Raw genomic sequence first — 21842 nt, 5'->3', positions numbered from 1 at the left:
TCCCCCTCACATGGCTGGTGGCCTCCCCAAAGGCTGCCAGCCCCCCTTCTAATTCAGCTCCTCTGAAAAATCACTCTTCCAGGAAGAACCCTTTTCGTTTCTCAACGCCTGGGCGCTTTGTACTACCTTGCTGATACGAGCGTTTTTTTTAAATTGCGCCCTTAAGACAGTGATCTACTTAACCAATGGATCTCTCCTGTTGGAAAAGACCCTATTCCTGCCCCTACACCCAATCCCCCCTTACCCCCCTTTCCCTCTTCCCCATAAAAACGTACTACTTACCTAGTACATATGAGGAATTGGGTCAGTTGGTTGCCAACCTGAACAGGCACCTTTAAGCCTGCTTCTGTTCGGGTACCTTTAAACCCGAAACAATGAGGAGCGCGATTGCGATCCAGCCAGGGGAGGTTCGGCGGTATACCCCTGTAAAGCTCTGCCTTGATTTCTCACAAACAGGCGAAGCCTTGTGTTTGCTTCATGCCTTGCCCGGTTCTCCTTGCGGTAGGAAACGGGTTCAGCCTCGAAAGTCTCCTGATACACTGCGGCATAACGCTGGATAGCTTTTTGTCGTGCAGTTGGTGTCAGGCTTAGTAACTGTTGCTTAATCCACTCGGCATCCGCTTGGCTGAAATCGGAAGGTAAGATGCTGAGTAACTCAGGCTCTGGTTTCATCGCTTCGCCGCTTAGATGGGAATGCTTTGTTTTCAAAAGCTGAAACAGTCCCTTCTTCAGAAATCACAACAAAGATTTCCCGACCGGCTCTTAATGCTTTGCTTATGGCAATTTGCGTTACTCCGAGCGCCGCGCCAGCTCTTACCTGGCCGTGCTCTTTCACGTATTCCTTAAGAGTAATCTGGTTCATACGTCCTCTACGATTAAATACTACTAAAAGTATTAAAATGAAGGGTACTATAGGTAGGAGACATAATCAAACTTTTGGTATTAAATCAGGCCATGGAAAAGAAAAGCAGATTGACCACAGAGCAGCTTCAAGACGCAACGCGTCTAAAAGCTTTGTATGACTCGAAGAAAAAAGAGTTAGGGATCACGCAGGCTGATATGGCTGACGAACTGGACATATCTCAAGGTGCGATCGGTCACTACCTGAATGGGCGAAACCCACTGAATCTTCCAGTTGCAGCAAAGTTTGCGAAACTGCTTCATGAGCCGATTTCGAGTTTCAGCCCCGCTCTTGCTAAAGAGGCTGAGCTGTTATCTCAGGTATCAAACGTTACTTATCATGGCCCGGCCAAGCCGCGAGGGACATACCCGCTTATTAGCTGGGTAAGTGCAGGAGCATGGTGTGAGGCTATAGAACCGTACACACTCAAAGACATTGATGAATGGTACGATTCCGATGCACACATTGAAGGTCAAGGGTTCTGGTTAAAAGTCCAGGGAGACTCAATGACTTCTCCTGTTGGTATGAGCATACCTGAAGGCATGTACGTTTTAGTCGACACAGGAAAAGAACCAATCAATGGGAGTTTAGTTGTTGCCAAGCTTACCGACGCTAACGAAGCGACATTTAAAAAGCTTGTAATCGACGCTGGAAAAACTTACCTCAAGCCATTGAATCCTCAGTATCCTCTCATCCCAATCAACGGCAATTGCAGGATCATCGGTGTCGTTGTTCAAGCTATGATGTGGCTCTGATTTAGCTACTAACAGTACAAAGCCTGTCCTCTCGATAGGCTTTTTTTATTTCTTTACATTTCAACAAGTAAGCATTCAACCAACACAAAACTATACTTTTAGTATTGCGGATACTAAAACATCTAGTATTATTCATTTCATCGGCAAATAACGGAGCTAGTGAGATGACGACTAACCCTACAATCAAAAAATTATATCAGCTTGTTGATATTCCAGATTTTCGCTACAGCAAAGATTGTTCAAGTATTGATTATGGAGATATTGCATCAGATTGCGATACTAAAACAGTGTCTATCTTTGAAGCTATAAACCATATTAGCTTAAACATTTTTTCCATTGCTGAAGATAAAGAAACCAGCAAAGAAAAGATATTAAACCTTTCCTGTATCATCGCTGACCTTGCTGAAATTGGAATGGCGACAAATAAAATTTCTCAAGCAGCATCATACCTTTCCGGATTAAAGGATGGTAATCATGGCTCATGAATTCTCATTAGAACAAGCAAAAGAAAAAGCTCATCAGGCAGAAATAATCTGCCTAATGATGGAGGCATATCCAAATAAAATGGATGATTCAGAAATCGAGGCCATTGCATCTTTATTAAGCAAGTTAACCGGGGATGTTTGTGCCTGGTTAATTGAAGAGCAAGCCAGTAGATCCAACGCTTAGTTTTTTAAGATTCCTAAATAAATAACAGCTTTATTGCTGCGGGGATTCCATACACTTTTTTAGGAAAAACCATGATAAACATCAACGCCTTTAAGACTGCAAAGTTATTTTGTTCAGCTGGTTACTGGGATATCGCGAATTTATATCTTAGGAAAGCATACGGGAGATAAATCATGTCAACACAAGATCGCCAAGACGTGCAAGGTGTGAATATTAAAGCTGAACAACTTAACTTCCTCATGCAAACAATTCACGCTCACCATAAGGATTTTGACTGCCATCAACTTGACGGCCTTTTAGGTCTGGCTTATGACCTTGCCGGGTCGGTATATAGCTGGACAGAGGAAGAGGAAAGGATCGTATTAGCAAATGAAGATGCACAAAGAAAGGTGTGTTAAATGGATAATTTAATCAATACGTATCGCCGACGAATTTTAAAGGCTGCGTTATTACGCCACCAGCGTAAAACCGGAAGCACCTGCATCATTATTAATATGCCTAAGGGGGGAATAAACACCGTCGAATTAACAGAAATACTGTTTGATGGTCTGTTGAGACGATTCGAAAAGCTGGCTCTCAGTGAATACGGGAATATTGACGGCGTAAAAGCCATCAGAGGAATTTACAGCAACGCCGTAGATGTGAATGGCAGCGGTGAGTTCCTGACAGAAAGCGGAAAGGCATTAATCGACGATCTCATTGCTGAGCTGGTCGAGTTTGCCAAGAAACAAAAATCAGTCACAGCGGAGACAAGCCATGAGTGATCAGACACCAATCATCACGCACGAACCAGTAAATATCGTGCTGACAATCGAGAACGGGAAAGTTATCCACGCGCGCCCGGTTCAGAACGGCGAGGTTACAGCATCGCTGGAGACTTTTTTATGGATGGCTGAACGCGCCGGTTACACGATCACCCCACCTGCAGGAGAGAAGGACAATGGCCCTGACAGCGATACGAATTCCTGAGTGGGTGCACCTGCAGGCGGTCCATGTCCTCCGCCAGTTCAGAGCCAGACGAATTCATCCCTGCCGTATGCACGGCTCCGGAAACCTGAGCCTGAGGGTTAATCACCGCTGGCGGCTGCTGTCCCGAGACGGCGGCCAGAACTGGGAAGTAATGAGCCATGAACGATACAGCAAACTGAAGGACAGAAAATGAAAGCATTCTTCCTTTCTTTGCTGTTTGGCCTGTTGCTGGTGGCCGTCGTGTTCGGCGCGCTGATTGAGTATAAATTTTTGATAGGTTTCTGAGGCATGCCATGAAAAAAGGTACCACTGAAATTATTGAACGCTGGACCCGTTTAGCGGTGGAGGCCAAAGAGCTGGGGCTCGCCACCTTTCCCATCGACCCGGAAAACATGTTGATGGTACTGGGGGATCTGCCGGCCAGTTCGGCTGAAAAGTCAGCCGATTGCCAGAATGACTATCAGGATGCGATCGACATCTTGCGCGACAGAGCTGCTCGCGAACTTGATGGTGGTTTTCGCGCTCATCACAACGCCCTAATTTATGCCGCTAATGAACTGGAAAATGCCCAGGCTTTCGGGCAGGAGGTCAGCCATGAGTCTTGACTGTGTACCCCTTTCTACGTACTGCAGGGAGGCGGGAGAAACGGTAGAAGCCGTTAACAAACGGATACAAAGGGGGTTATGGAAGGAGGGAGTACATGTATTAAAAGTCGATGGCGTTAAAGAACGCTGGATTGACTTAACGGAGGTTTCAAAGTGGGCAAGAAAGAACAAGGATCATTATCTCTCCCAAGAGGAGTAACCATTCGCCAGCATAAAACTGGCGACACTCTGGTTATCACTTTCACATTCAAAGGGGTTCTTTGCCGGGAGCCCCTCTCCAAAATGGAAGCAAACGCGCGCGGTGTGAAGTACGCCGAGCGCCTGCTCGGGGAGATACAAAACCAGATCGCCGGCGGCACATTCGATTATGCGAAATACTTCCCAAACTCCAAAAAGCTGGAGCTTTTCGGGGTAGTAAAGAAAACCAAAAATATAAAGTCTTACCTGGACGAGTACCTGAAAATCTGCCAGAACCGCAACCTGTCCCCGTCGACTATCAACGGTTATGAAAAATGCCTGTCGGCGCTGTCAGCCCTGCATAAACTCCACGTGTCAGAACTGACGCCAGCGGTCCTTAAAAACTGGATAGCCAGCCGGAAAACAAAGCTGAAAACGACCAGGAATAACCTTTCGTTTCTGCGCAGTGCCATCGATGAAGCTGTTACGGATGGCCTGCTGACCATTAACCCGGTAACCCTCGTCAGCGCCAGCCGGTACCACGTGATCGACAGCAGCCCGAGCGCCGACGATTACGAGGTTGACCCGTTCACGCCAGCGGAAACCCTCGCCATTTACCAGAGCTGCAGGTACCCGGAATGGGAAAACCTGTTCCGCTTTGCTTTCAATACCGGTCTGCGGAGCTCCGAACTGTGCGCGCTGCGCTGGCCTGATCTCGACACCATCGCGAACACAGCCCACGTTCAGGCAGCCAGTGTCGTAGGGGTACTTAAAGGCACCAAGACAAAAGCCGGTACCCGTAAGGTGGAGCTGAACAGTGAGGCGCTGGCGGCCCTGCAGGCGCAGAAGCAATACACCTTTATGAAAAGTGAGTTCATATTCAGCGACCCGAAAACGGGAGAACCCTGGGCGAACGCCGACGCTATCCGTAAAAAAGCATGGGTGCCGACCCTGAAAAAAGCTGGCGTGCGCTATCGTAACCCGTACCAGACGCGGCACACATTCGCCACCAAGCATATTAGCCAGGGCGTTAACCTCTTCTGGCTTGCCGGACAGATGGGCCACAAAGGGCCGGAAATGATATTCCGCAACTACGGTAAATATCTGGCTGAATATGACGGTAAAACCGCGATTTCAGCCGCGCTGTAGCGGGGGAAATATTTCAAAATGTTGGACAGAATCAGGACGTTAGACAGACCTCAATATGCACGTAAAATGCACTTGAGGTATATAACAGCAAGGAAATTGTTTATTTTCAATGAGTTAAAAACATTTAGGACGCGAGTTCAACTCCCGCCAGCTCCACCAAAATTCTCCATCGGTGATTACCAGAGTCATCCGATGAAGTCCTAAGAGCCCGCACGGCGCAAGCCCTGCGGGCTTTTTTGTGCCTGCAATTTGTCCCGTGAAGTCCGAAGAGAACTAATTAAATCCGAACCTTTTAGGCCCATTGATAGGCCCAACGAAAAGCTCTATTGTTTTCGTTGGGCCTAAACGCATGGAGACTCACCATGGCAAGAAAAACCAAGCCGTTAACCGATACGGAAATCAAAGCCGCCAAACCTAAAGATGCCGATTACCAGCTGTATGATGGTGACGGGCTTACTCTGCTAATCAAGTCCAGTGGTAGTAAGCTATGGCAGTTCCGTTACTATCGACCTCTGACAAAGCAGCGAACCAAGCAGAGCTTTGGAGCCTACCCTGCCGTCTCACTTTCTGATGCGCGTAAACTAAGAGCTGACTCTCGAGTTTTATTAGCAAAAGACATTGATCCTCAGGAGCATCAGAAAGAACAGGTGAGGAATTCTCAAGAAGCCAAAACCAACTCTTTCCTGTTAGTTGCGGAGCGTTGGTGGAATGTGAAGAAAGCCAGCGTAACAGAGGACTATGCCGACGATATCTGGCGATCGCTTGAGAGAGATGTTTTCCCGGCAATCGGTGATATCAGTGTCACTGAGATTAAGGCTCATACTCTGGTTAAAGCAGTTCAGCCGGTTCAGGCCAGAGGTGCATTAGAGACTGTTCGCCGCCTTTGTCAGCGTATTAACGAAGTCATGATTTATGCGCAGAACACAGGCTTGATTGATGCAGTTCCCAGCGTAAACATCGGGAAAGCGTTCGAGAAACCGCAGAAGAAAAACATGCCTAGTATCCGCCCGGATCAACTTCCACAACTAATGCAGACTATGCGCACGGCAAGTATCAGCCTGTCCACACGATGCCTGTTCATGTGGCAGCTTCTCACCATTACCCGCCCTGCCGAAGCCGCTGAAGCTCGATGGGATGAGATCGATTTTGATGCTAGCGAATGGAAAATTCCTGCTGCTCGAATGAAGATGAACCGGGACCATTCGGTTCCACTATCCGATGGGGCTCTCTCCATTCTGGAAATGATGAAATCACTCAGCGGTGGCCGAGAATTTATCTTTCCCAGTCGTATCAAACCAACCCAGCCAATGAACAGCCAAACAGTGAATGCCGCACTTAAGCGTGCTGGCTTAGGAGGCGTTCTCGTTTCACATGGTTTGCGTTCAATCGCCAGCACCGCTCTCAATGAGCAAGGATTTCCACCTGATGTTATTGAAGCTGCGCTCGCCCATGTGGACAAAAATGAAGTACGTCGCGCTTACAACCGCAGCGACTATCTTGAGCAACGTCGACCGATGATGCAGTGGTGGGCTGATTTTGTTAAAACTGCGGATAAGAGAAGCTTGGCCGAAAGTAGTGTGGAAGTATTGAGGCTTGTTGTTTGATCCTGCTTTCTTCGCGCCCTTCGGGCGCGGTTGTTAATGCAATTACGGAAGTTTAAGCCGAATCGGCCTTCCTTGGTGCCTTCTGTTTCACCGTATCCTCAAATGCAGCCTTAACTCTTTCATCACTGCGTTCCCAGCGCTTGACCACTGTGATTATATTTTCTTCATTAAGATCCAGACTTTTGTCCTGAGATTTTAAGTTCTGTATAAAGAGGACTAAAGCAGACTCTATTGCCTTTACTGCAACTGTTTTATTTTTCCACCTACCATCCATGGGAACATTTTGATGGAGTAATCTTATCGTCTCTTCTTTTATCGGGAGATATGATTCTGCTTTAGATATTCCGCCCTTTCTTGCTGACTGTTTTTTCTTAGCCATCTTATCCTTTTCTGATGCAAGCTCCGAAGGTAGCAACGGGCCATAGCTTGCAATCCCAAGGCATCTCCCCAAGATTGAACTAGCCAACAGGAAAGACTTAACTGCGATTATCTCGTTGATATTCCACATATCCTCTCCATAGCGTTGGAATATACCCGCGGCCTTAAAATTCAATGTGAAAAAATGTTTAAGGCTTTGCGAACCCAACATAATAGGAACGGCAGTCCACTTAGCGCGAAGAGATTCCCAGCATTGTATATCATCACGATTGTATTTTTTCGCCAGCAGCAACTCAAACTCTTGGCTTTCATTGGTACCATCCAGAAGTGACAGATTCTTGATGATAGAATGTCTGTAAAGAAAGCCCGAGCGTTCAAGATAGGTCTTTAATGTGTTTCTTTTCTCTTCAAACTCTGAGTGAAAAACATCCAGCATATTCCATGTCATCCTTTATTGATACGTTCAAAAATATCATCTGTCCTGATCTTACCCTGCAATCTCTTGCTCATTTTTACTACTTTGCTGAATGAAATACCAGACGTGAAAACAGGATGTAACGGTTTGCCACACTCCCACTAGTACCCCTGCATCAGCAAGACTGAATGCTGTGAGTTTCACTAATTACGGTATGCCATACAATGTTCGGAATCCTTCAGATTGTCGAGTATGTTCTGTCTAAACCATTTCGGGCCGCCAACATAACTGCATAACTGCATGTATAACTTGCGACAAAATTGTTTCTGAAAAAAAATAAAACATTAATTTTCAATTAGATAATGGAATCCCTGCGTGTAAAAAAAAGATTTTTTGGCACATGTATTTTAGCTCGGATTCCTTAAGGCTAATCTCATGTCATCCAGAGCACAACGATTTGAGGTAATCATGTATGAGCGAATCTAATGTTAAAATACTTCGTCTTTCTACAGTAATCGACAAAACAGGCATGTCACGTTCAGCAATCTATGACTGGATCAACCCAAAATCACCACGCTATGACCCAACATTCCCGAAGCAACGCCGTCTGGGACTGCAATCGGTCGGCTGGATAGAGACTGAAATAGACGAATGGATTTTACAACGAACCATGACAGACAAAGTATAAAAGAGGAAAGTTGCATAACACATTGATGCAGATAATTTTTATCTGACCAATTATCAGACCCTTTAATTAATAAAAATGAAAACTTCAAGGAGTAAATATTATTACCGGAAAGAAATATACCTTCACGAGCAAAAATGAATCCGAGATGGGAATACTTGAACATTATTCAAGGATAACAAAAATGCCCCTATCCTCAGTAATATCTGAATCTGTGGGAGTTGCAGCACCTCTCATTGAAAAATGCATCCATTATCAATGCTCAATAAACGAAATCAAAAATGATCTATTAAAATTCACTACAAAAGAAATAATTAACCGGAGGAGAGGAGAGCCTGAAATAACTCATGAAGAACATTGCTTACTTATCTGGAACACAAATATTAGGAGCCCGTTAAAAATACCCGTATTAGATTACTTTCAACTAAATGCTAACGATAAATTCATGGGGAAAGATGAAAAGGAAGTGATAAGTGAAAGGCTTTCTTCGTTAAGGGACACCTATAATATGGAAAAGGCAATTTATATTTACAATCAAAGGGTGTTTGATGCAAAAAAACAAACTGTCTCAGGGGATTCAAACATTCTCCTTATCCATAAAACCATCTTTGAGGATTATTACTTTGATGCTGGACATGTTCAACTATTGCCTGCATCCGAGTTAATTATATTTGGGATAAACGAAGTTCTGAGACGAAGGGGGATTGTACTACCTTGCCCGGTTATTTGCTGGATAGATATTTATCATGTCAATGAGATGGTGCTTATGCTGCCAGTGATCCGTAAATCAGATGCTTTCTGCCTTGTCAGGTCACGCAATGACATAATTATTAACCCATATTCACAGGATCTCAGGAATTGACGATTAGCAGAGGAGAAACCAATTTGGGGAGCTTTAACCTCCAAGTGAAAATGGTAATCACTCATGAATCCAGTGGTTGTTTTTCATACAAATACTGGGATTTAGGTATCAATAATTAATTTCTGACACCGGAGTGCAGCATATGCGTTCTTTTTTATACTGCACCATATGCCCTGGCGAGCAGCAAGAGTTTGTGGCAGAGCATCACACTTTTATAGAGATATGCAAGGCCTTTCATATTCCACACGAACAAGTTGTGATTGAGCAGGTAGACACTGAGGAGGCAGTTACAAAACAACGTCTGCTTAGGCAATTAATTAACTATGAAATGAACCGACAGGACACGCTTGTCATTCTTGATTTAAGTTGCCTTGGGAGAACAGTGGCAGACTTACAGGAAACTTTATTTTTTTGCCTTCAAAAAGACATTTTCATCTATAGCTACCATCCTGATTCAAGGATAGAGCCATCTGCTGAAAGTTGCGTGTCCTTTTTGATTGCTCGTCAAAATACGATTGACATACATAATCTGAAATCAACCAAAAGCAGATATCGGCATGTTAAAAAACCATTAGGGAGAAAGGAGGGAAGTAAATACAGAAATGATATCACAAAGCTTAAATCAGCCGGATACAGTCAGGCAGAGACAGCTAAGAAATTGGGTATCAGCTTATCTACTGTTAAACGGCACTGGAATAACGGAATTATCGGTTAGTTTCAAAAATTAATTCCAGAGTAATTTATTAACAGCTATTACAGGCTGGGGCTACACTCATCTCAATTTTAGATGTTGGATAGGTATTATAATGGCTACATACTCTTACTACCTGTATTAACCAGTAAGAGTAACTATCAGATCGGTATGCCCGTACTAAGATCTGATACCAGTATATACCTTCATCACTGAGTAATGATAGCCCTGCCTGTGTGGCAATAACCAATGCGGTCTGACAAAGACCGTAGGACAAAACACATAGGAATACTAAGATGAAAACTTATATAGGCTCACATGGGGATCACGTTCTGGAGTATCAGGTCAAGATTATTAGATTGCTTAGTTGCTTGACTGACCGTTACCCCAGACTAACAGCGGTACGTGTGGATATCCATTATCCCAAGATAGTCGATAACGGTGACAATATCTGCTGCTTCCCTAACCTGGAACCAGGGGTGATATCCCGGATACGTGAATCCCTCAAGGCTAAGCTGGAGGCTGATCGTATTCGTAAGAAGCGGGAAGGCAAGCGCATTTATCGTTGCCCTTTATTTATTATGTGGGCTAAAGAGTATTCCGAATCGGGTAAATGCCACTACCACATTTGTCTGCTGTTCAACAAAGACGCTTACTACCACCTCGGAAATTACAATCAGGACGATAATCTGAGAGGGATGATCACCGGAGCCTGGTATAGCGCTCTGGGACTGAAACAGGATGATCACCTAGGTCTGGTCCATTTTCCTGATAACTGTAAGTACGCGCTGGACACAAATAGTGCTGACTTCCAGCAAAACTACCAGGCGCTGTTAACCCGACTGGACTACCTCACCAAAGTCGAAAGCAAAGTTTTTGGTGAGGGGGACCGTAACTTCGGCTGCAGCCAAATCGATCTGTAAGTCGGCATAGGCCTTCCCTGTATGGGAAGGCTTTCTCACCTCAGGGATAAGTGATATGTCCTACAATCGCGCAGATGAGTCGATAATCGCAAACGTAGAAGATTTCCGGATTTTCAGCATTTTGCTCGCCGATAAAGAAGACCCAAGCTTTATCTTTTAGTCCTTTTCCTTTGGCCTCTATCGCCTCTGTTCGAGCAGCCTCCAGCTCTTTACGAACCACGGTACGCTTGGCTTTTGACCAGTTAGTCCATTCGATGTGGATCTGGTAGCTTCGGGTTGGTTTAGGCTTACCTGCCTCATCTTTTCCCCATTCACCAGACAGCGGAATGATGAGTTTTTCATCATTTTCAGAAAATTTGTTCCAGAGTAGTGGTGCATAAAAGATCTTCGGCTCCGGGTAGGGTTGAACCTCTTTTCGGAGCTTTTTAAATGCCGTCATGTAGATTTGACCACTAATACCGGGAACGTTAAGCGACATTCCCCGGTCATGCGGGAAGCGAATGAAGGCACGGCAAATATTACGAATAGCATTCACTTGACGCCGGGATTGTCGTTCGGGTGAATTACCTTCACCAGATGCTGAGGATGCTGAACGCGTCGAACTGGACTTACTTTCACCACCAGCGATACCTGGTTCAACAACCGGGCGCTGTTCAATCAACTTTAATCCCGAGGGCATTAAACCTGGAGCACTGTCCAGTATGTTGCGGACACTCTCCTTCTGGCCCTGGCGAATTACTGTGCTTTCAGCATCAGCATCACATTCATGATGATGTTGAATATGGCGTTTCTTTTTAAAATAGGCTCTAACTTTTTTATCTTTTTCCCATGCAGCAGGATGCATGGTTATACCACATCCCCAGCATACGTAACCTTCAGTATCAACGCTATCAAGCAACCAAAGATCCTCTGCCTCTACAATCTCACGGGTACGTTTATCACGTGCAGATTCCATTACTTTCTCCTTATCACAGAACGTTTGTATAGGCTTCCAGCCTTTATTCAAACCGCTGTTCCCTTTCGCTATCTTCCCTTTGTTCACGTTCTTTTTGGTGTTCGACCCACTGACTCATTTTTTCACAAACTGTTTTGGCAGCCTCGGCGATATCTGGACGCTCGTGTTTACTCAGCGCACCGATGGCGCTTGATCTAGCTTGCATTATGTTCGCCAGGCTACCAGTCCAGGAGGATGGAGTGATTCGCTCAGCAAAAGACTCCAGCACAGCTAATGGCTCAGGAGAGGCCTCTAATAGTTCTATAGCAGCTTCGTGTAGGGTTAGTAGATTCTGTTCATCATTCTTTGACCAGAGAGTTACACCAGCCGCAATGGCAGCCCAAACACTGGGATCATTTCTGGCACGGCACCATTCAATCAAGACGCTAGTACTTACATCAGCAAGAGGAGAACGGCGTAAACCGCCACGTCGAATAAAGAACTGTCTTCCCTGCTGCTGTCTCTCGGTGCATTCAAAAATGCAATTGAGAAATGATTCAGGCATTAACGCAACAGTTGTTGCTATAGTCTTCTCGAATCCCAAAAAATATCCATAGTGTTCATCAATGACATTGAAAATTGCGTCCAACCACTCAATTTTTTTTGCCTCATTACCATCGAAACGCAATGCAGCATCGATAACTCGCTCCATGTAAAAATCAATTGTCCCTCTTTGGCCTTTGTCGCTGTTTTTAACCCGCTGGATTGCAGCAGCAAGACCAATCAACCGAAAGTCTGCGCCAAGCGTATCTGCCGATTTGTCTTTACCATGCAGTCTCATGGAGAGCGCATGCAAAATGACATTGTCTCCGCTTGCTTTACTCAGGAGTTGCTCAGCAAGCTCGAGAAGACGAATTCTCGGCAAACTGGCATATTGTTCTCGCCATAGAATAGGCTCATACATGAAAGGGCTAATGTCTGGATCATCCAAATGCTTTATGCAGCGATCCAAATCAGTTACCGTAAATGTCCCCCAAGGATGCAAGCCAACCAATACCTGTCGAAGTTCAGGATGTTGCGCACATTGGTCGAGAAACTTCTGTGCTAATGATGGATCGACAGAGTCAACTTCTTCGATGAACCCCCCAATAACTCCAAAGTCTTTGTTAGCATCTGGCTGTTTTTCAATTTGTTCAACAAGTCGCTGCCAGCCAATACGTAGATCATGCGCCCCTCGAGCAAGTCCTCGACCAAAGACAGCACGATAAGGCATTCCACCGATGGAGAACAGATCTGCTCCTAACTCCTCAAGTACATGATTTGATAAGGCAAAGTCCTGTCCCAATTGAAGTGCTTTAGCTTCAAGTCGTTTTCCGGCTGCGGTATATTTATCGGAGTCCTCATGATCAAAATCCGCATCCAGTGCCCAATAATCATGATTTGTACTCAACACGTATGTCTTTATTGTTGGAATTAACGCAATGGGCTCCAACTCCTTCTCTAAGGCAGCAAGATTATCCGGCAACGGCTCAACATCATCTCCATCGCCATGCTTGGTATAGTCAAAATAGATCGTTGAACGAACGGCTTTCCAACCTTCCCCCCAAGGACTTAAAGCATTTAATGTACGGGCAGCATCGACGAGTTTGTCTCGCATTGCTTCTTGAAACCAAATTCCCCTGAATTTGTCAGCCAGGATTGATCTTGCAGGCCTTTCAAGCTCAGGATCTCCGGATGCCGCTAATTGGATAATGACGTCAATAAAGGCGCTGCGCCATTCGACAAGTTCATCATAGTTGGGTTCGTATCCATAGTCTCTTGGTCGAGCTCCAAACTCACCAACCCCAAACCCTGACCACGGTGGGCCATCCAGGGCAGTTGACAGCATCTTTAAGCCCAAAGATTTACGCGTAATAATACTTGATGCAATGCATTCGTTCATTAAAGCAATACGCTGGCTTAGGGATGCATGAGTACCAGACAGATACGCCTGGAAAAACCTTGGAACCATGTTTCGAGCAGAATCCAAGTTATTATTATCGGCTTCGTCCTCTGCCATTTGAATAAGAAGCCTGACGCATCGTTCAAAGGCGTTCGGTTCGTATGCCATCATTTGTAAAAGACGCAGAATACTACGTCGCTGCGGATTGTAGTCCGGTTCCATACCTTTGAAATCAGATGACGAGAGTACGGCCTCAATTCTGTTGAGCAATGCTTCAGGTGCAACCGGTCCGATATACCCAAGTATTCGTAACGAAATATCATTCAACTCGGCTATTCTTCCTAACATCCCTTCAGGCTGAAGCCAGGCTTCTACAATTTCTTTCGCAACAGGATGGTCATGTAACAACCCCAAGCGATGCGAAAAAGACATTAATAAACGCTCACAACCCGGAGCTTCAAAAGTCGCCCTAAGTTGATCGACGGGAATACTGTCGAGTGCGGATGCTGCCAATCTGTTAGCAATGGCATGAGGTAAGATAGCTCTCCAGTGAGATCTTTTCTGAACGATATGACGTTCCATCAGCTTCGTAACGGCTTTAAATAACTGGGTTCTGGAATACCCAAAGAGCGCCCCTAATATTTCCAGTTCGTCGGTAGCAGCATCTGGACTAGATACCGAGAATGAATACACCATTGACAATATTTCAGCTTGCTCCCGTAAATTACCATCAGGATGATTACGCTGTTCAAACAAGCGATTAAACAACTGCGCATCAGAAAGTAGAGCCAAACTCTCGCCTTCCTCCCCTCTCTCAGCTATAGCCAAAGCAACTCTTGCATTCCCATCTGCAAACTCAGCTATACGACGGGCATTATTCTGACCAATAGAAGGGAAGCGACGGATAAGAAGTTGCTCTGCCACCTCTGGACCATCTGTCTCAATATGGATGACCTCAGTTGTCTGTGGTTTGTCATCCCTAATGTCGTACTCGATTGTGATGAGGCTTACTTCTTTTCCTGCGGCTGATACCTTGCTGGCAAGCGAAGCATGGAGTTCTGATGGACAATTATCAAGGATCATAATTGCTCGTCGGTCCTCAGCGATCAGCTTATCAAGCATTGCTGTAGCCGACGGTACTGGCTCAGAGCCAGTATCAACATAAATAGCTACTGTCCGGTCAAGCGCATCTGTTCCAACAGTTTCATCAAAGAGCGCCTGAACGATCCGAGTCTTCCCGACACCAGATAATCCTGTAATACGAACCGCCTTATTCGTCGAACGGATAAGTTCTCGCATTGGGCTAATTGCTTCATCAATTTTGAGTTTTTGCCCCTTTCCCGACGGTAAAGTAATGGTTACACCAGGGGCTGAGATTAAAGTGTCTGTAACACCTTGTGGCGGATTGCTCCAAGCTCCGTAGGGTTGCCAGCCGGAATACCCTTGCCCAAGCTTCCCTTTTACCCACAGCATGACTGATGGATGTTGGCGCAGCCATTGAATGAGTTTGGAACGGTCGTAGAAATCGAGATGAAGATTGCTTTTGTTAGGATCATCTTTTACTGCATCCCTCATCGCATTAAGACGATCTCTTTTTCCAGACGGAGAGCAATCATCACCCAGGCTGACAATGATGTAGCTGCCTTGTTTTCTGGCTTGTTCAGATATGATGGGTGAAAGCGTTTGGCCGGTGCCCATTTCCTTCTCAATTGTAGCCTTTGGCATTTTATGTTTCTTTGCCTGAAAGACCGTATTAGGCCTTACAAGAAAGCCTGGTTTCAGTTGATCAACTGGAACTTGAACATGGATATCAATCCCTCCGTCAGGGGCTGTAATTGAACCAGACCAATTTACACATGCTGGGCTATAGCCATGCATTGCCACTTCAGCTTCTGCTAGCCGAGCTATCAGCTCTTCCAGCTGGATATCGGAGAGCCGAAGTAATTCGTCCTTTTCAATGTCAAAGATTGCCACGCCTTCACCTTAGTAAAAAATTTTTGCCATTATTCATACTTTGAGTTCACCAAAAACCGAGTAACTTCTTTCCATTCTCCAAATATTCAGCTTTCATGCATCGTTCGTTTGGGTTGACATCATGTGAGTAAGATTAAAATACAACCGGCGTCATCTTCGTTTCCCGGATTTTATTCAAAATTATCAGCTTCGCCTTTCTTCATTAGGGCATCAGATGCGGCAACAACTTCTTCTTTCAACTTCTCATGCCACAACCAGAGCACGGAGCTATATAGCAAACGTTGATCGTTTGGTGAAACTGAGATTATCGCCTGAGTGGCCTGTATTAAGGACAAGCTGGTGCACTGAATCGGCTCTAACAGCCCTTCATTAGATGGTCCGCATAGCAAGAGATCTTTATTTGAAAGCGATGTGCCGAGCTTGAAGCCAATGCTGTCAATTCCTGCATGAATATACTGGTTGGCAAAGCCGTAGTGCGGTCGCAAAAAGTCCAGCTCGACAAATTCCTCAATATCACTAAAGCGAACCTTAGTTCTGGCACTGGGTTCTTTTCCTAAAGCTTTTGCGGCCCAACCTAATTCATTGCCGAAACCCGCTTCATACTTACCAACGATGTCATTTCTTTCGAGATCAACCCGACTTAAATCTTCTGGGGAGAAAGAAGTAAAACCCAACTCTTCACTATATTTATTATAGCGATTAGCAGCTTTTCGCCTCTGTATGCTCTGAAAATCCGTGAATCTTTTCGCCAGGTCTTCGTCGCCTTCTGCAATAAATATCAATATGGCCGTGGTTTCATGGAGCGTTCTCCAACGGGCCATTGCACCGTCTGCAAAGCCACCCTTTAGAAGATGAGATATCTCGCAGGAAACCTGGACAGCACGTGCGTGCAGTCGGGTGGTTATGTTCAGTTTTGCGGACCTTTCTCCAGAACCGGTGCGATACTCACTGTTTACCTCATTACTGATTTCAGTACAGCCATAAATTAATGCATCCAGCCGCTTTAAAGGGGACTCCCATGTTGTAAATAGTCTTCCTCTAAATGCATCTAAATTTTCGTAATGGTCCTTTAATACCTCCCCTTTAGCCTCATCCAAATACTCGAACATTTTCAACGCAACCAAATGCTCTATGTCTTCAGAATGCGTATCTAACAACTCAGCCATCTCTGCGGGAGACATATTGCCGCTACCAGCCACATTCTGTATCTGAGAAAGTACTTTTTTGTTTAGCAAGTTCAGTTCCTTAGAGAAGGTCAGCACTCCATCGATGTAGTAATGGGGATTTACGTCGACACTAGCGGGTCATCAATACGGGAGTAAACGAGCAGACAACCAGCTTCTTCGCTCCACGAGTGAAGGCTACGTAGAGATGTCGGGCATCCATTTCCTCAGGGGCGGTTATAACGGCCACTTCCGCCTCTAGCCCCTTCAGCAACAGAGTACTACCAATGGCACGTCGCGCGAGGGGCCTGCTCCCCTGCCGGTTTCGTTCGCGCTCCCGTACCGTAGCCTCGGTAAAGCTGCAACTGCCTCCCGCAGCTATTTGCATCGCGCGTAGACAGCAATACAACACATCCGGACGATAGACTCGGGCATTGTTTTGCCTGGTCAACGCGCGTAGAGCTTCAATGGCCAAGGGAAAGCTTGGTGCATTAATAAAAGCGAGTAGTGCGGCTTCTGCCTCAGTAGCTGGATTTTGTGCAGTCCCCCTTCGTAAGCTCACCAGTCGGCGTTGCAAGGCAGCAACGCCGACCTGCGTCATAACCTCCGCGGCAAACTCCACTAGACGGGTCAGTGCGTCGGCAGCTTGCAGGTTGAATGTCGTTCCAAACAGCGTGAGATCAGCAAGGTCGACGGGCTCCACTGCAGTCGCCCCTGGTGTCTGACTGGCCATTTGCCGGCGGCTACGAGGATTGCGGCTGTCACCAATCACCAACACGTCACCCTCCCGTGTAACAGCCTGAGTTAACGCAGCGGTGAGTCGCTGCTGAATGGCAGTAGCCGGCTGCAACTCGACCCAGACGACTTCCGGCGGGGCCTGGCGTAAATCAATGCCACCTCCTGCCATGAGTATTCGCCGACACTCCAGAAGCCACTGACCAAATTCGGGCTTGCCTGCGTTCATCCAACGCCAGGGCTGATTTAGCTCGCCGATAGCAGGAAAATGGGAAAGCACGTGGGTGTTCCAGTCCACCAGCTGATTACCGCGAAAACCGAAGATAGCTTGCATCGGGTCGCCAAGAACGCAGGTAGGAAGTACCTCGGAAAGTGCTGTAACCAGATCATGTTGCACTAAATTGCAGTCCTGATACTCATCGACAATCAGGTGGGCATAGCTTGCTGCAAGGACCTCATTGAGGTGCCCGCTTTTGAGTAAATGCCTAGCAGCCATACGTATTACTGGGTAGTCGGCTCCGGGATTCCGGAGCAGGAGGACTGCAGCGGCAATAGCACTTCGTTGCGGAAACATCGCCACCAACCGCATGGAAAAACCATCAATTGTGGCAATGTGGTAAGCCGAATCAGCAACTCCGGCTTTTTGCATGCGCAGACGCAGCGTTGTTACACCCGCGTTGGTATGAGTGAGGATGAGTACTGGCTTTGCCCCGGTATGTTGGGACAATGTATCAGCGATGAGTTGCGTCTTACCACAACCTGCAGGGGCTGTGATCGCGCCTCGACGAAAAGCAAATAAATTATACTCAGTCGGCATGGGGCCACCAGTAGAGGCGATTGATCAGGGTGACAAATTCTGGTTCTGATATTTGGCTATAGGGACCGAGAATATCTCGTGCCACATCCTCGAACTTGGTGACCGATTTAAACCAACCGTTTCGACGATTACGTGCTGCCAGTCCCAGTATCTGCCGCGTTGCAAGAGGATATGGCACACCTAGCTGTTGACGCTGCTGGCGGATTTGGGCGAGTGTCAGTCGTCCATTTGACTGAGTCTGGATATGCGCTGCCACTAGGTCTTCTTCCACAAGGTCTATGGCTCGCTGAAGCAGAGCATCCACACCCGCATCCGGCAGACTCAGAAACAGTTCGTCCTCCAAAGCACGTCCTTCTCGCCAAATGATGTACTCCCCACCAGCATCCACGTATGCCTGTACGGTCGCCGCAGTGGGCGGCTTATCCGCATCGACCATGACCAATACCCTATAGCCAAGCTGGCGCAATGCGAGCCCGCGTACAAAGCACCGGTCAGGCTCTCCGCCGCCGACATTCACATACGCAGTCCCAGCGGCTAGCATTGACGCTCCGTTTGCGTTCGTCCAGAAGTGGTCCAGACCACGGATTAGGCCAACTTCACTGGCGCCTTCGCAGACAATGATACTTCGGGCGAGAAAAGCTTCCGGATCAGCCCTGACGGTGCTTTGAATATCATCAGCGACACCTACCTGGAGAACCTGATGTGCACCATCCGGAGACTTGCGTACCACGAAGAGCTGATTGCCGTTAAGCTCGCGGACTGCGACCGGGGAATGGGTGGTTAGAAATACCTGAAGGGGTGGAGGACTTTCCTTCGCACCAAGGGAATTCAACAATCGGGTAAGGCGATGCGGCTCCAGTCCGTACTCTACTTCGTCGACTAAAGCGACAGATGCCTGTTGTGCTGCTGCACGCTGCATACCTGCGACGAGTAAACGAGATGAACCTGTACCCAGTGAGCGCAAGGGCACACCTGTCGCATCGTGCAGCACAATGGCACCGTCTCCGATGGATACCGCATGCGCGTCCAGTAATGCCTGAGTGCGGCCACCAACAGACACGCCAAGTTCATTGGCTTTCTGAGTCACGATTTGCAATGTTGCAGCCAGCTGTGCTCCGGCCTGACCGCCGAAACTGGTTCGGGCCTGGCGCGCTGCATTGGCCAATTCAGCGCCAAGGTTTGGACGTTCCTCGGTCAGGCGATTGAGTACCGAACCGCGTGTCCATGACAGGTTAGAACTGGCATAAGTCCCAAGCCGGGCTGGAGCTAACAGTAACCGATCCTTCCAGGCGATGCTGCGTTCCTGCCCTTGTGCCTGAGCGCGCTGTGATACCAGCGACCAAACAGGCTCCAGCTCGCTATCCACCATCAAACGTAAACAAAGAACCGTTTCCAGACCCTGTTCAGGTTCCTCGGTGACCAGCCCATTTGCACGGTTGAAGGCCTGTAAATAATTTCCGTACGAATCCAGGCGCATCAGGGCATCGGGCAACGAACCAAGCGTCAGCGTGATGCTGATGGGCTGGGTGACATCCAGCCCATAAAAATCAGTATCGGTGAAACTGATATTGCGGCGGGCACCAAGGCAAAGGTCAATCGCATCGAGAATCGTGGTCTTGCCACTGTCCCCTGGTCCAATCAGGCAGTTGAGGCCTGGTGACGGTTGCCAGTTCAATAAACGGATAGTTCGGAAATTTTGGATCTCGACTTTACAAATTCTCGTCACGGATATGCTCCTTAATTTTCATTATTCATCTGCATCGTGATCGCAAAAGACATCCATGAAGAAAATCTACAGCGCAAAAAATATATTACGCTCTCAATGAACAAGGAGCTAAACAGGGATACCTACCTTACTGTTTTATCTACTCGTTTCTTGATCTACCCCTCAATCTTTCGGTATATGCGAGGAACACACGGTCTGTATTTTGCTCGTTAAGTTTGCCGGCATTAGCTATAGAGGATTATGAGTTTCACTTAAGCCGGCCAGTTAGTTAAGAAACCCTAGTATTAGCCATACCAGCCTCTGGCATACAGCAGATAAGCGCATGACGCTGGAGGTCTGAGAGAGTGAAAAATGGACCTAACGCAATCCTTTTAAAGGGATATCTCGCTATGATGTTAATACTATTACTTTTGTGGATTTTAATCAGCGGGGAACTTGGTGTTATGAAGTTCAGAATCGGGCCAAATGGAGTACATTTCTTCGATCGAAATACAGGTCTGAATGTTCTTTTAGACGAGTTTTGCCCTCATCAGACAGTCTGGTCGAAGTCTCCTCGCCAAGTATCCGTTGCGCTTACCAATCTTTGTGACCTTCACTGCGCACATTGTTTTGCGCCTAAGCACAAGGCATTGCTACATGCTGACCAAGTGCTTACTTGGTTAAAAGAACTGGATACTGAAGGGTGCCTCGGTATCGGATTTGGTGGTGGAGAACCAACACTACATCCTGATTTCGTCGATATATGCAAACGGGCTGCTGGGGAAACTCATCTTGCAGTCACATTTACGACTCATGGTCACCGTCTGACCCAACCATTGGTTAAAAACCTCAAAGGTTCGATCCACTTTGCGCGCATTAGCGTTGACGGGATAGGTCATACCTACGAAGAACAGCGTGGAAGGCAGTTTTCAAGTTTACTCAGAGGCATTGAGTCGATCGCGAAATTGTCGCCCTTTGGGATCAATATCGTGATAAACGAGCGTACGATTTTTGAGCTTGATGCAGTGGCTGAACTGGCGCAACAGTTTGGAGCTAGTGAATTGCTGTTGTTACCTCAGCAAGCAACTAATGCAGTCGCAAGTATGGACGAATTGGTCGGCCGAGAGCTTCAAAACTGGGTCTCTAACTATAGAGGAAAGGTTCGACTTGCAATAAGTGAGGTGGGAGCGTCAGGGCTCCCCATATGCGACCCTCTTCCTAATGAGACAGGCCTTCAAGCCTACGCGCATATAGACGCTTCAGGGATATTACGCACGAGTTCTTATTCAACCACAGGTATGGATATTGAAGAAACTGGTGTTATGTCCGCGCTTAAACGGCTTAGAAATACCTTAGAGATTAAACAAGGGACACAAACATGAAAATTTGGAACGGATACGGATCTGAGCATTCGATGAACTTAGTTCTCATCGGAAAATTCAAGCAAGAGCAAGATGCAGTGAAGGTCGAGAAGGATATTAAAACGCTCAGTACTCAGGCTGAGAAAGATGAATGTTACTCGCTCCCTTTTGATGAGCCAGAGAATCAACGGTTTTCAGATGAAATGCTCTCATTACTATGCAGCTTAAAACTCCACACTTTAGGACCAACCGATCTTGGTCAATTGGTGTCAGATCATCATCTAGATCGTGAAGGCGATAGAATAACAATAACTACTGATGAGGCAGAGGTATCCGCGTTCGTAAAGCTGTTTGTCGAGGCTGGAGCAAAGGTCGAGATTTTCTCAGCGCATGACTATCCGTCCGATTCCAGCGATGCCAGTTGAAAG

At 46.6% G+C, this 21842-nt stretch carries 24 protein-coding genes and 1 pseudogene; 17 read left to right on the top strand and 8 right to left on the bottom strand.

The features are described from left to right. Positions 1-360 precede the first annotated feature (360 nt). Both VSR74_RS13510 and VSR74_RS13505 read right to left on the bottom strand, forming a co-directional pair. Positions 361-672 (bottom strand): hypothetical protein, encoded by a 312-nt coding sequence (locus VSR74_RS13510; protein WP_060569206.1) that lies wholly within the window; start codon positions 670-672, stop codon positions 361-363. Beyond that, positions 656-862 (bottom strand): Cro/CI family transcriptional regulator, encoded by a 207-nt coding sequence (locus VSR74_RS13505; RefSeq protein WP_060569205.1) that lies wholly within the window; start codon positions 860-862, stop codon positions 656-658. Before VSR74_RS13505 ends, VSR74_RS13510 begins: the two co-directional genes overlap by 17 nt. 92 nt (positions 863-954) lie before the next feature. Between VSR74_RS13505 and VSR74_RS13500 the strand changes: the two genes are divergently transcribed. The 11 genes from VSR74_RS13500 to VSR74_RS13455 all read left to right on the top strand — a co-directional run bounded on the left by VSR74_RS13500 (position 955) and on the right by VSR74_RS13455 (position 6829). Then, a complete protein-coding gene (locus VSR74_RS13500; RefSeq protein ID WP_347795194.1) occupies positions 955-1656 on the top strand; it encodes a LexA family protein in 702 nt (233 codons plus the stop codon). Positions 1657-1820: 164 nt separating this feature from the next. Continuing rightward, positions 1821-2141: a hypothetical protein gene (locus tag VSR74_RS13495; protein ID WP_279794376.1), complete on the top strand. Its 321-nt coding sequence runs from the start codon at positions 1821-1823 to the stop codon at positions 2139-2141. Beyond that, positions 2131-2325 (top strand): hypothetical protein, encoded by a 195-nt coding sequence (locus VSR74_RS13490; RefSeq protein ID WP_347795193.1) that lies wholly within the window; start codon positions 2131-2133, stop codon positions 2323-2325. Before VSR74_RS13495 ends, VSR74_RS13490 begins: the two co-directional genes overlap by 11 nt. A gap of 173 nt (positions 2326-2498) precedes the next feature. Further along, entirely contained in the window at positions 2499-2723 is a 225-nt protein-coding gene (locus VSR74_RS13485; RefSeq protein ID WP_347795192.1) for a hypothetical protein, read from the top strand. Then, positions 2724-3089, top strand: a complete 366-nt coding sequence (locus VSR74_RS13480) for a hypothetical protein (RefSeq protein ID WP_347795191.1) — start codon at positions 2724-2726, stop codon at positions 3087-3089. Next, positions 3082-3294, top strand: coding sequence for a hypothetical protein (locus tag VSR74_RS13475; RefSeq protein WP_023150192.1), 213 nt, complete (start codon positions 3082-3084; stop codon positions 3292-3294). Before VSR74_RS13480 ends, VSR74_RS13475 begins: the two co-directional genes overlap by 8 nt. After that, positions 3266-3487, top strand: a complete 222-nt coding sequence (locus tag VSR74_RS23320) for a ParE family toxin-like protein (protein ID WP_459349924.1) — start codon at positions 3266-3268, stop codon at positions 3485-3487. The genes VSR74_RS13475 and VSR74_RS23320 overlap by 29 nt, the downstream gene beginning before the upstream one ends. Positions 3488-3587: 100 nt before the next feature. Further along, entirely contained in the window at positions 3588-3899 is a 312-nt protein-coding gene (locus VSR74_RS13470; RefSeq protein ID WP_347795190.1) for a hypothetical protein, read from the top strand. Further along, the gene (locus VSR74_RS13465) at positions 3889-4098 is read left to right on the top strand and encodes an excisionase (RefSeq protein ID WP_102790066.1); all 210 of its coding nucleotides are present in this window, start codon (positions 3889-3891) and stop codon (positions 4096-4098) included. Before VSR74_RS13470 ends, VSR74_RS13465 begins: the two co-directional genes overlap by 11 nt. Next, positions 4053-5225 (top strand): Arm DNA-binding domain-containing protein, encoded by a 1173-nt coding sequence (locus VSR74_RS13460; protein WP_347795189.1) that lies wholly within the window; start codon positions 4053-4055, stop codon positions 5223-5225. Before VSR74_RS13465 ends, VSR74_RS13460 begins: the two co-directional genes overlap by 46 nt. A gap of 362 nt (positions 5226-5587) precedes the next feature. Continuing rightward, positions 5588-6829, top strand: a complete 1242-nt coding sequence (locus tag VSR74_RS13455) for an integrase (RefSeq protein ID WP_347795188.1) — start codon at positions 5588-5590, stop codon at positions 6827-6829. A gap of 52 nt (positions 6830-6881) precedes the next feature. Here VSR74_RS13455 and VSR74_RS13450 read toward each other — a convergent pair whose 3' ends face one another. Beyond that, positions 6882-7643, bottom strand: coding sequence for a hypothetical protein (locus VSR74_RS13450; RefSeq protein WP_099452260.1), 762 nt, complete (start codon positions 7641-7643; stop codon positions 6882-6884). Between the two features lie 451 nt (positions 7644-8094). Here VSR74_RS13450 and VSR74_RS13445 point away from each other — a divergent pair, with 451 nt between their 5' ends. The 4 genes and pseudogenes from VSR74_RS13445 (at position 8095) to VSR74_RS13430 (ending at position 10783) form a co-directional block, all read left to right on the top strand. Continuing rightward, positions 8095-8310 (top strand): AlpA family phage regulatory protein, encoded by a 216-nt coding sequence (locus VSR74_RS13445; RefSeq protein WP_099433354.1) that lies wholly within the window; start codon positions 8095-8097, stop codon positions 8308-8310. 145 nt (positions 8311-8455) lie between these two features. Then, the gene (locus tag VSR74_RS13440) at positions 8456-9169 is read left to right on the top strand and encodes a hypothetical protein (RefSeq protein WP_347795187.1); all 714 of its coding nucleotides are present in this window, start codon (positions 8456-8458) and stop codon (positions 9167-9169) included. Between the two features lie 97 nt (positions 9170-9266). Next, positions 9267-9884: pseudogene (locus VSR74_RS13435) on the top strand (recombinase family protein); the annotation flags it as partial. A gap of 272 nt (positions 9885-10156) precedes the next feature. Then, a complete protein-coding gene (locus VSR74_RS13430) occupies positions 10157-10783 on the top strand; it encodes a YagK/YfjJ domain-containing protein (RefSeq protein ID WP_099433356.1) in 627 nt (208 codons plus the stop codon). A gap of 40 nt (positions 10784-10823) precedes the next feature. On the opposite strand, the gene VSR74_RS13425 is transcribed toward VSR74_RS13430, so the two are convergent. The 5 genes from VSR74_RS13425 to VSR74_RS13405 form a co-directional block, all read right to left on the bottom strand. After that, positions 10824-11738: a hypothetical protein gene (locus VSR74_RS13425; RefSeq protein WP_099433357.1), complete on the bottom strand. Its 915-nt coding sequence runs from the start codon at positions 11736-11738 to the stop codon at positions 10824-10826. 43 nt (positions 11739-11781) lie between these two features. Beyond that, a complete protein-coding gene (locus VSR74_RS13420; RefSeq protein ID WP_347795186.1) occupies positions 11782-15633 on the bottom strand; it encodes a hypothetical protein in 3852 nt (1283 codons plus the stop codon). A 170-nt stretch (positions 15634-15803) separates the two neighbouring features. Further along, on the bottom strand, positions 15804-16868 hold the full coding sequence (locus tag VSR74_RS13415; RefSeq protein ID WP_099433359.1) for a DUF5677 domain-containing protein: 1065 nt from the start codon (positions 16866-16868) through the stop codon (positions 15804-15806). A gap of 61 nt (positions 16869-16929) precedes the next feature. Then, positions 16930-18348 carry a UvrD-helicase domain-containing protein gene (locus VSR74_RS13410; RefSeq protein WP_099433360.1) on the bottom strand — a complete coding sequence of 473 codons (1419 nt, stop codon included), beginning with the start codon at positions 18346-18348 and terminating at the stop codon, positions 16930-16932. Then, positions 18338-20074, bottom strand: a complete 1737-nt coding sequence (locus tag VSR74_RS13405) for an AAA family ATPase (RefSeq protein ID WP_099433361.1) — start codon at positions 20072-20074, stop codon at positions 18338-18340. Before VSR74_RS13405 ends, VSR74_RS13410 begins: the two co-directional genes overlap by 11 nt. 389 nt (positions 20075-20463) lie before the next feature. Here VSR74_RS13405 and VSR74_RS13400 point away from each other — a divergent pair, with 389 nt between their 5' ends. After that, positions 20464-21435, top strand: a complete 972-nt coding sequence (locus VSR74_RS13400; RefSeq protein ID WP_347795185.1) for a radical SAM protein — start codon at positions 20464-20466, stop codon at positions 21433-21435. Next, complete coding sequence (locus VSR74_RS13395) at positions 21432-21839, top strand: DUF6375 family protein (RefSeq protein WP_042928425.1); 408 nt, start codon at positions 21432-21434, stop codon at positions 21837-21839. The genes VSR74_RS13400 and VSR74_RS13395 overlap by 4 nt, the downstream gene beginning before the upstream one ends. Positions 21840-21842: the final 3 nt, after the last annotated feature.

The organism is Pseudocitrobacter cyperus (assembly GCF_039889165.1).
Classification (GTDB): domain Bacteria; phylum Pseudomonadota; class Gammaproteobacteria; order Enterobacterales; family Enterobacteriaceae; genus Pseudocitrobacter; species Pseudocitrobacter cyperus.
This window is presented reverse-complemented; position numbering and strand designations above follow the sequence as displayed.

What these genes read in the sequence shown, in the direction of transcription:
- VSR74_RS13475 (WP_023150192.1), top strand. Translation starts at nt 3,082, where the DNA reads ATGAGTGATCAGACACCAATCATCACGCACGAACCAGTAAATATCGTG.
- VSR74_RS13490 (WP_347795193.1), top strand. Translation starts at nt 2,131, where the DNA reads ATGGCTCATGAATTCTCATTAGAACAAGCAAAAGAAAAAGCTCATCAG.
- VSR74_RS13485 (WP_347795192.1), top strand. Translation starts at nt 2,499, where the DNA reads ATGTCAACACAAGATCGCCAAGACGTGCAAGGTGTGAATATTAAAGCT.
- VSR74_RS13455 (WP_347795188.1), top strand. Translation starts at nt 5,588, where the DNA reads ATGGCAAGAAAAACCAAGCCGTTAACCGATACGGAAATCAAAGCCGCC.
- VSR74_RS13410 (WP_099433360.1), bottom strand. Translation starts at nt 18,348, where the DNA reads ATGCCGACTGAGTATAATTTATTTGCTTTTCGTCGAGGCGCGATCACA.
- VSR74_RS13450 (WP_099452260.1), bottom strand. Translation starts at nt 7,643, where the DNA reads ATGCTGGATGTTTTTCACTCAGAGTTTGAAGAGAAAAGAAACACATTA.
- VSR74_RS13425 (WP_099433357.1), bottom strand. Translation starts at nt 11,738, where the DNA reads ATGGAATCTGCACGTGATAAACGTACCCGTGAGATTGTAGAGGCAGAG.
- VSR74_RS13500 (WP_347795194.1), top strand. Translation starts at nt 955, where the DNA reads ATGGAAAAGAAAAGCAGATTGACCACAGAGCAGCTTCAAGACGCAACG.
- VSR74_RS13470 (WP_347795190.1), top strand. Translation starts at nt 3,588, where the DNA reads ATGAAAAAAGGTACCACTGAAATTATTGAACGCTGGACCCGTTTAGCG.
- VSR74_RS13440 (WP_347795187.1), top strand. Translation starts at nt 8,456, where the DNA reads ATGGGAATACTTGAACATTATTCAAGGATAACAAAAATGCCCCTATCC.
- VSR74_RS13400 (WP_347795185.1), top strand. Translation starts at nt 20,464, where the DNA reads ATGATGTTAATACTATTACTTTTGTGGATTTTAATCAGCGGGGAACTT.
- VSR74_RS13465 (WP_102790066.1), top strand. Translation starts at nt 3,889, where the DNA reads ATGAGTCTTGACTGTGTACCCCTTTCTACGTACTGCAGGGAGGCGGGA.
- VSR74_RS13395 (WP_042928425.1), top strand. Translation starts at nt 21,432, where the DNA reads ATGAAAATTTGGAACGGATACGGATCTGAGCATTCGATGAACTTAGTT.
- VSR74_RS13505 (WP_060569205.1), bottom strand. Translation starts at nt 862, where the DNA reads ATGAACCAGATTACTCTTAAGGAATACGTGAAAGAGCACGGCCAGGTA.
- VSR74_RS13495 (WP_279794376.1), top strand. Translation starts at nt 1,821, where the DNA reads ATGACGACTAACCCTACAATCAAAAAATTATATCAGCTTGTTGATATT.
- VSR74_RS13445 (WP_099433354.1), top strand. Translation starts at nt 8,095, where the DNA reads ATGAGCGAATCTAATGTTAAAATACTTCGTCTTTCTACAGTAATCGAC.
- VSR74_RS13430 (WP_099433356.1), top strand. Translation starts at nt 10,157, where the DNA reads ATGAAAACTTATATAGGCTCACATGGGGATCACGTTCTGGAGTATCAG.
- VSR74_RS13510 (WP_060569206.1), bottom strand. Translation starts at nt 672, where the DNA reads ATGAAACCAGAGCCTGAGTTACTCAGCATCTTACCTTCCGATTTCAGC.
- VSR74_RS23320 (WP_459349924.1), top strand. Translation starts at nt 3,266, where the DNA reads ATGGCCCTGACAGCGATACGAATTCCTGAGTGGGTGCACCTGCAGGCG.
- VSR74_RS13480 (WP_347795191.1), top strand. Translation starts at nt 2,724, where the DNA reads ATGGATAATTTAATCAATACGTATCGCCGACGAATTTTAAAGGCTGCG.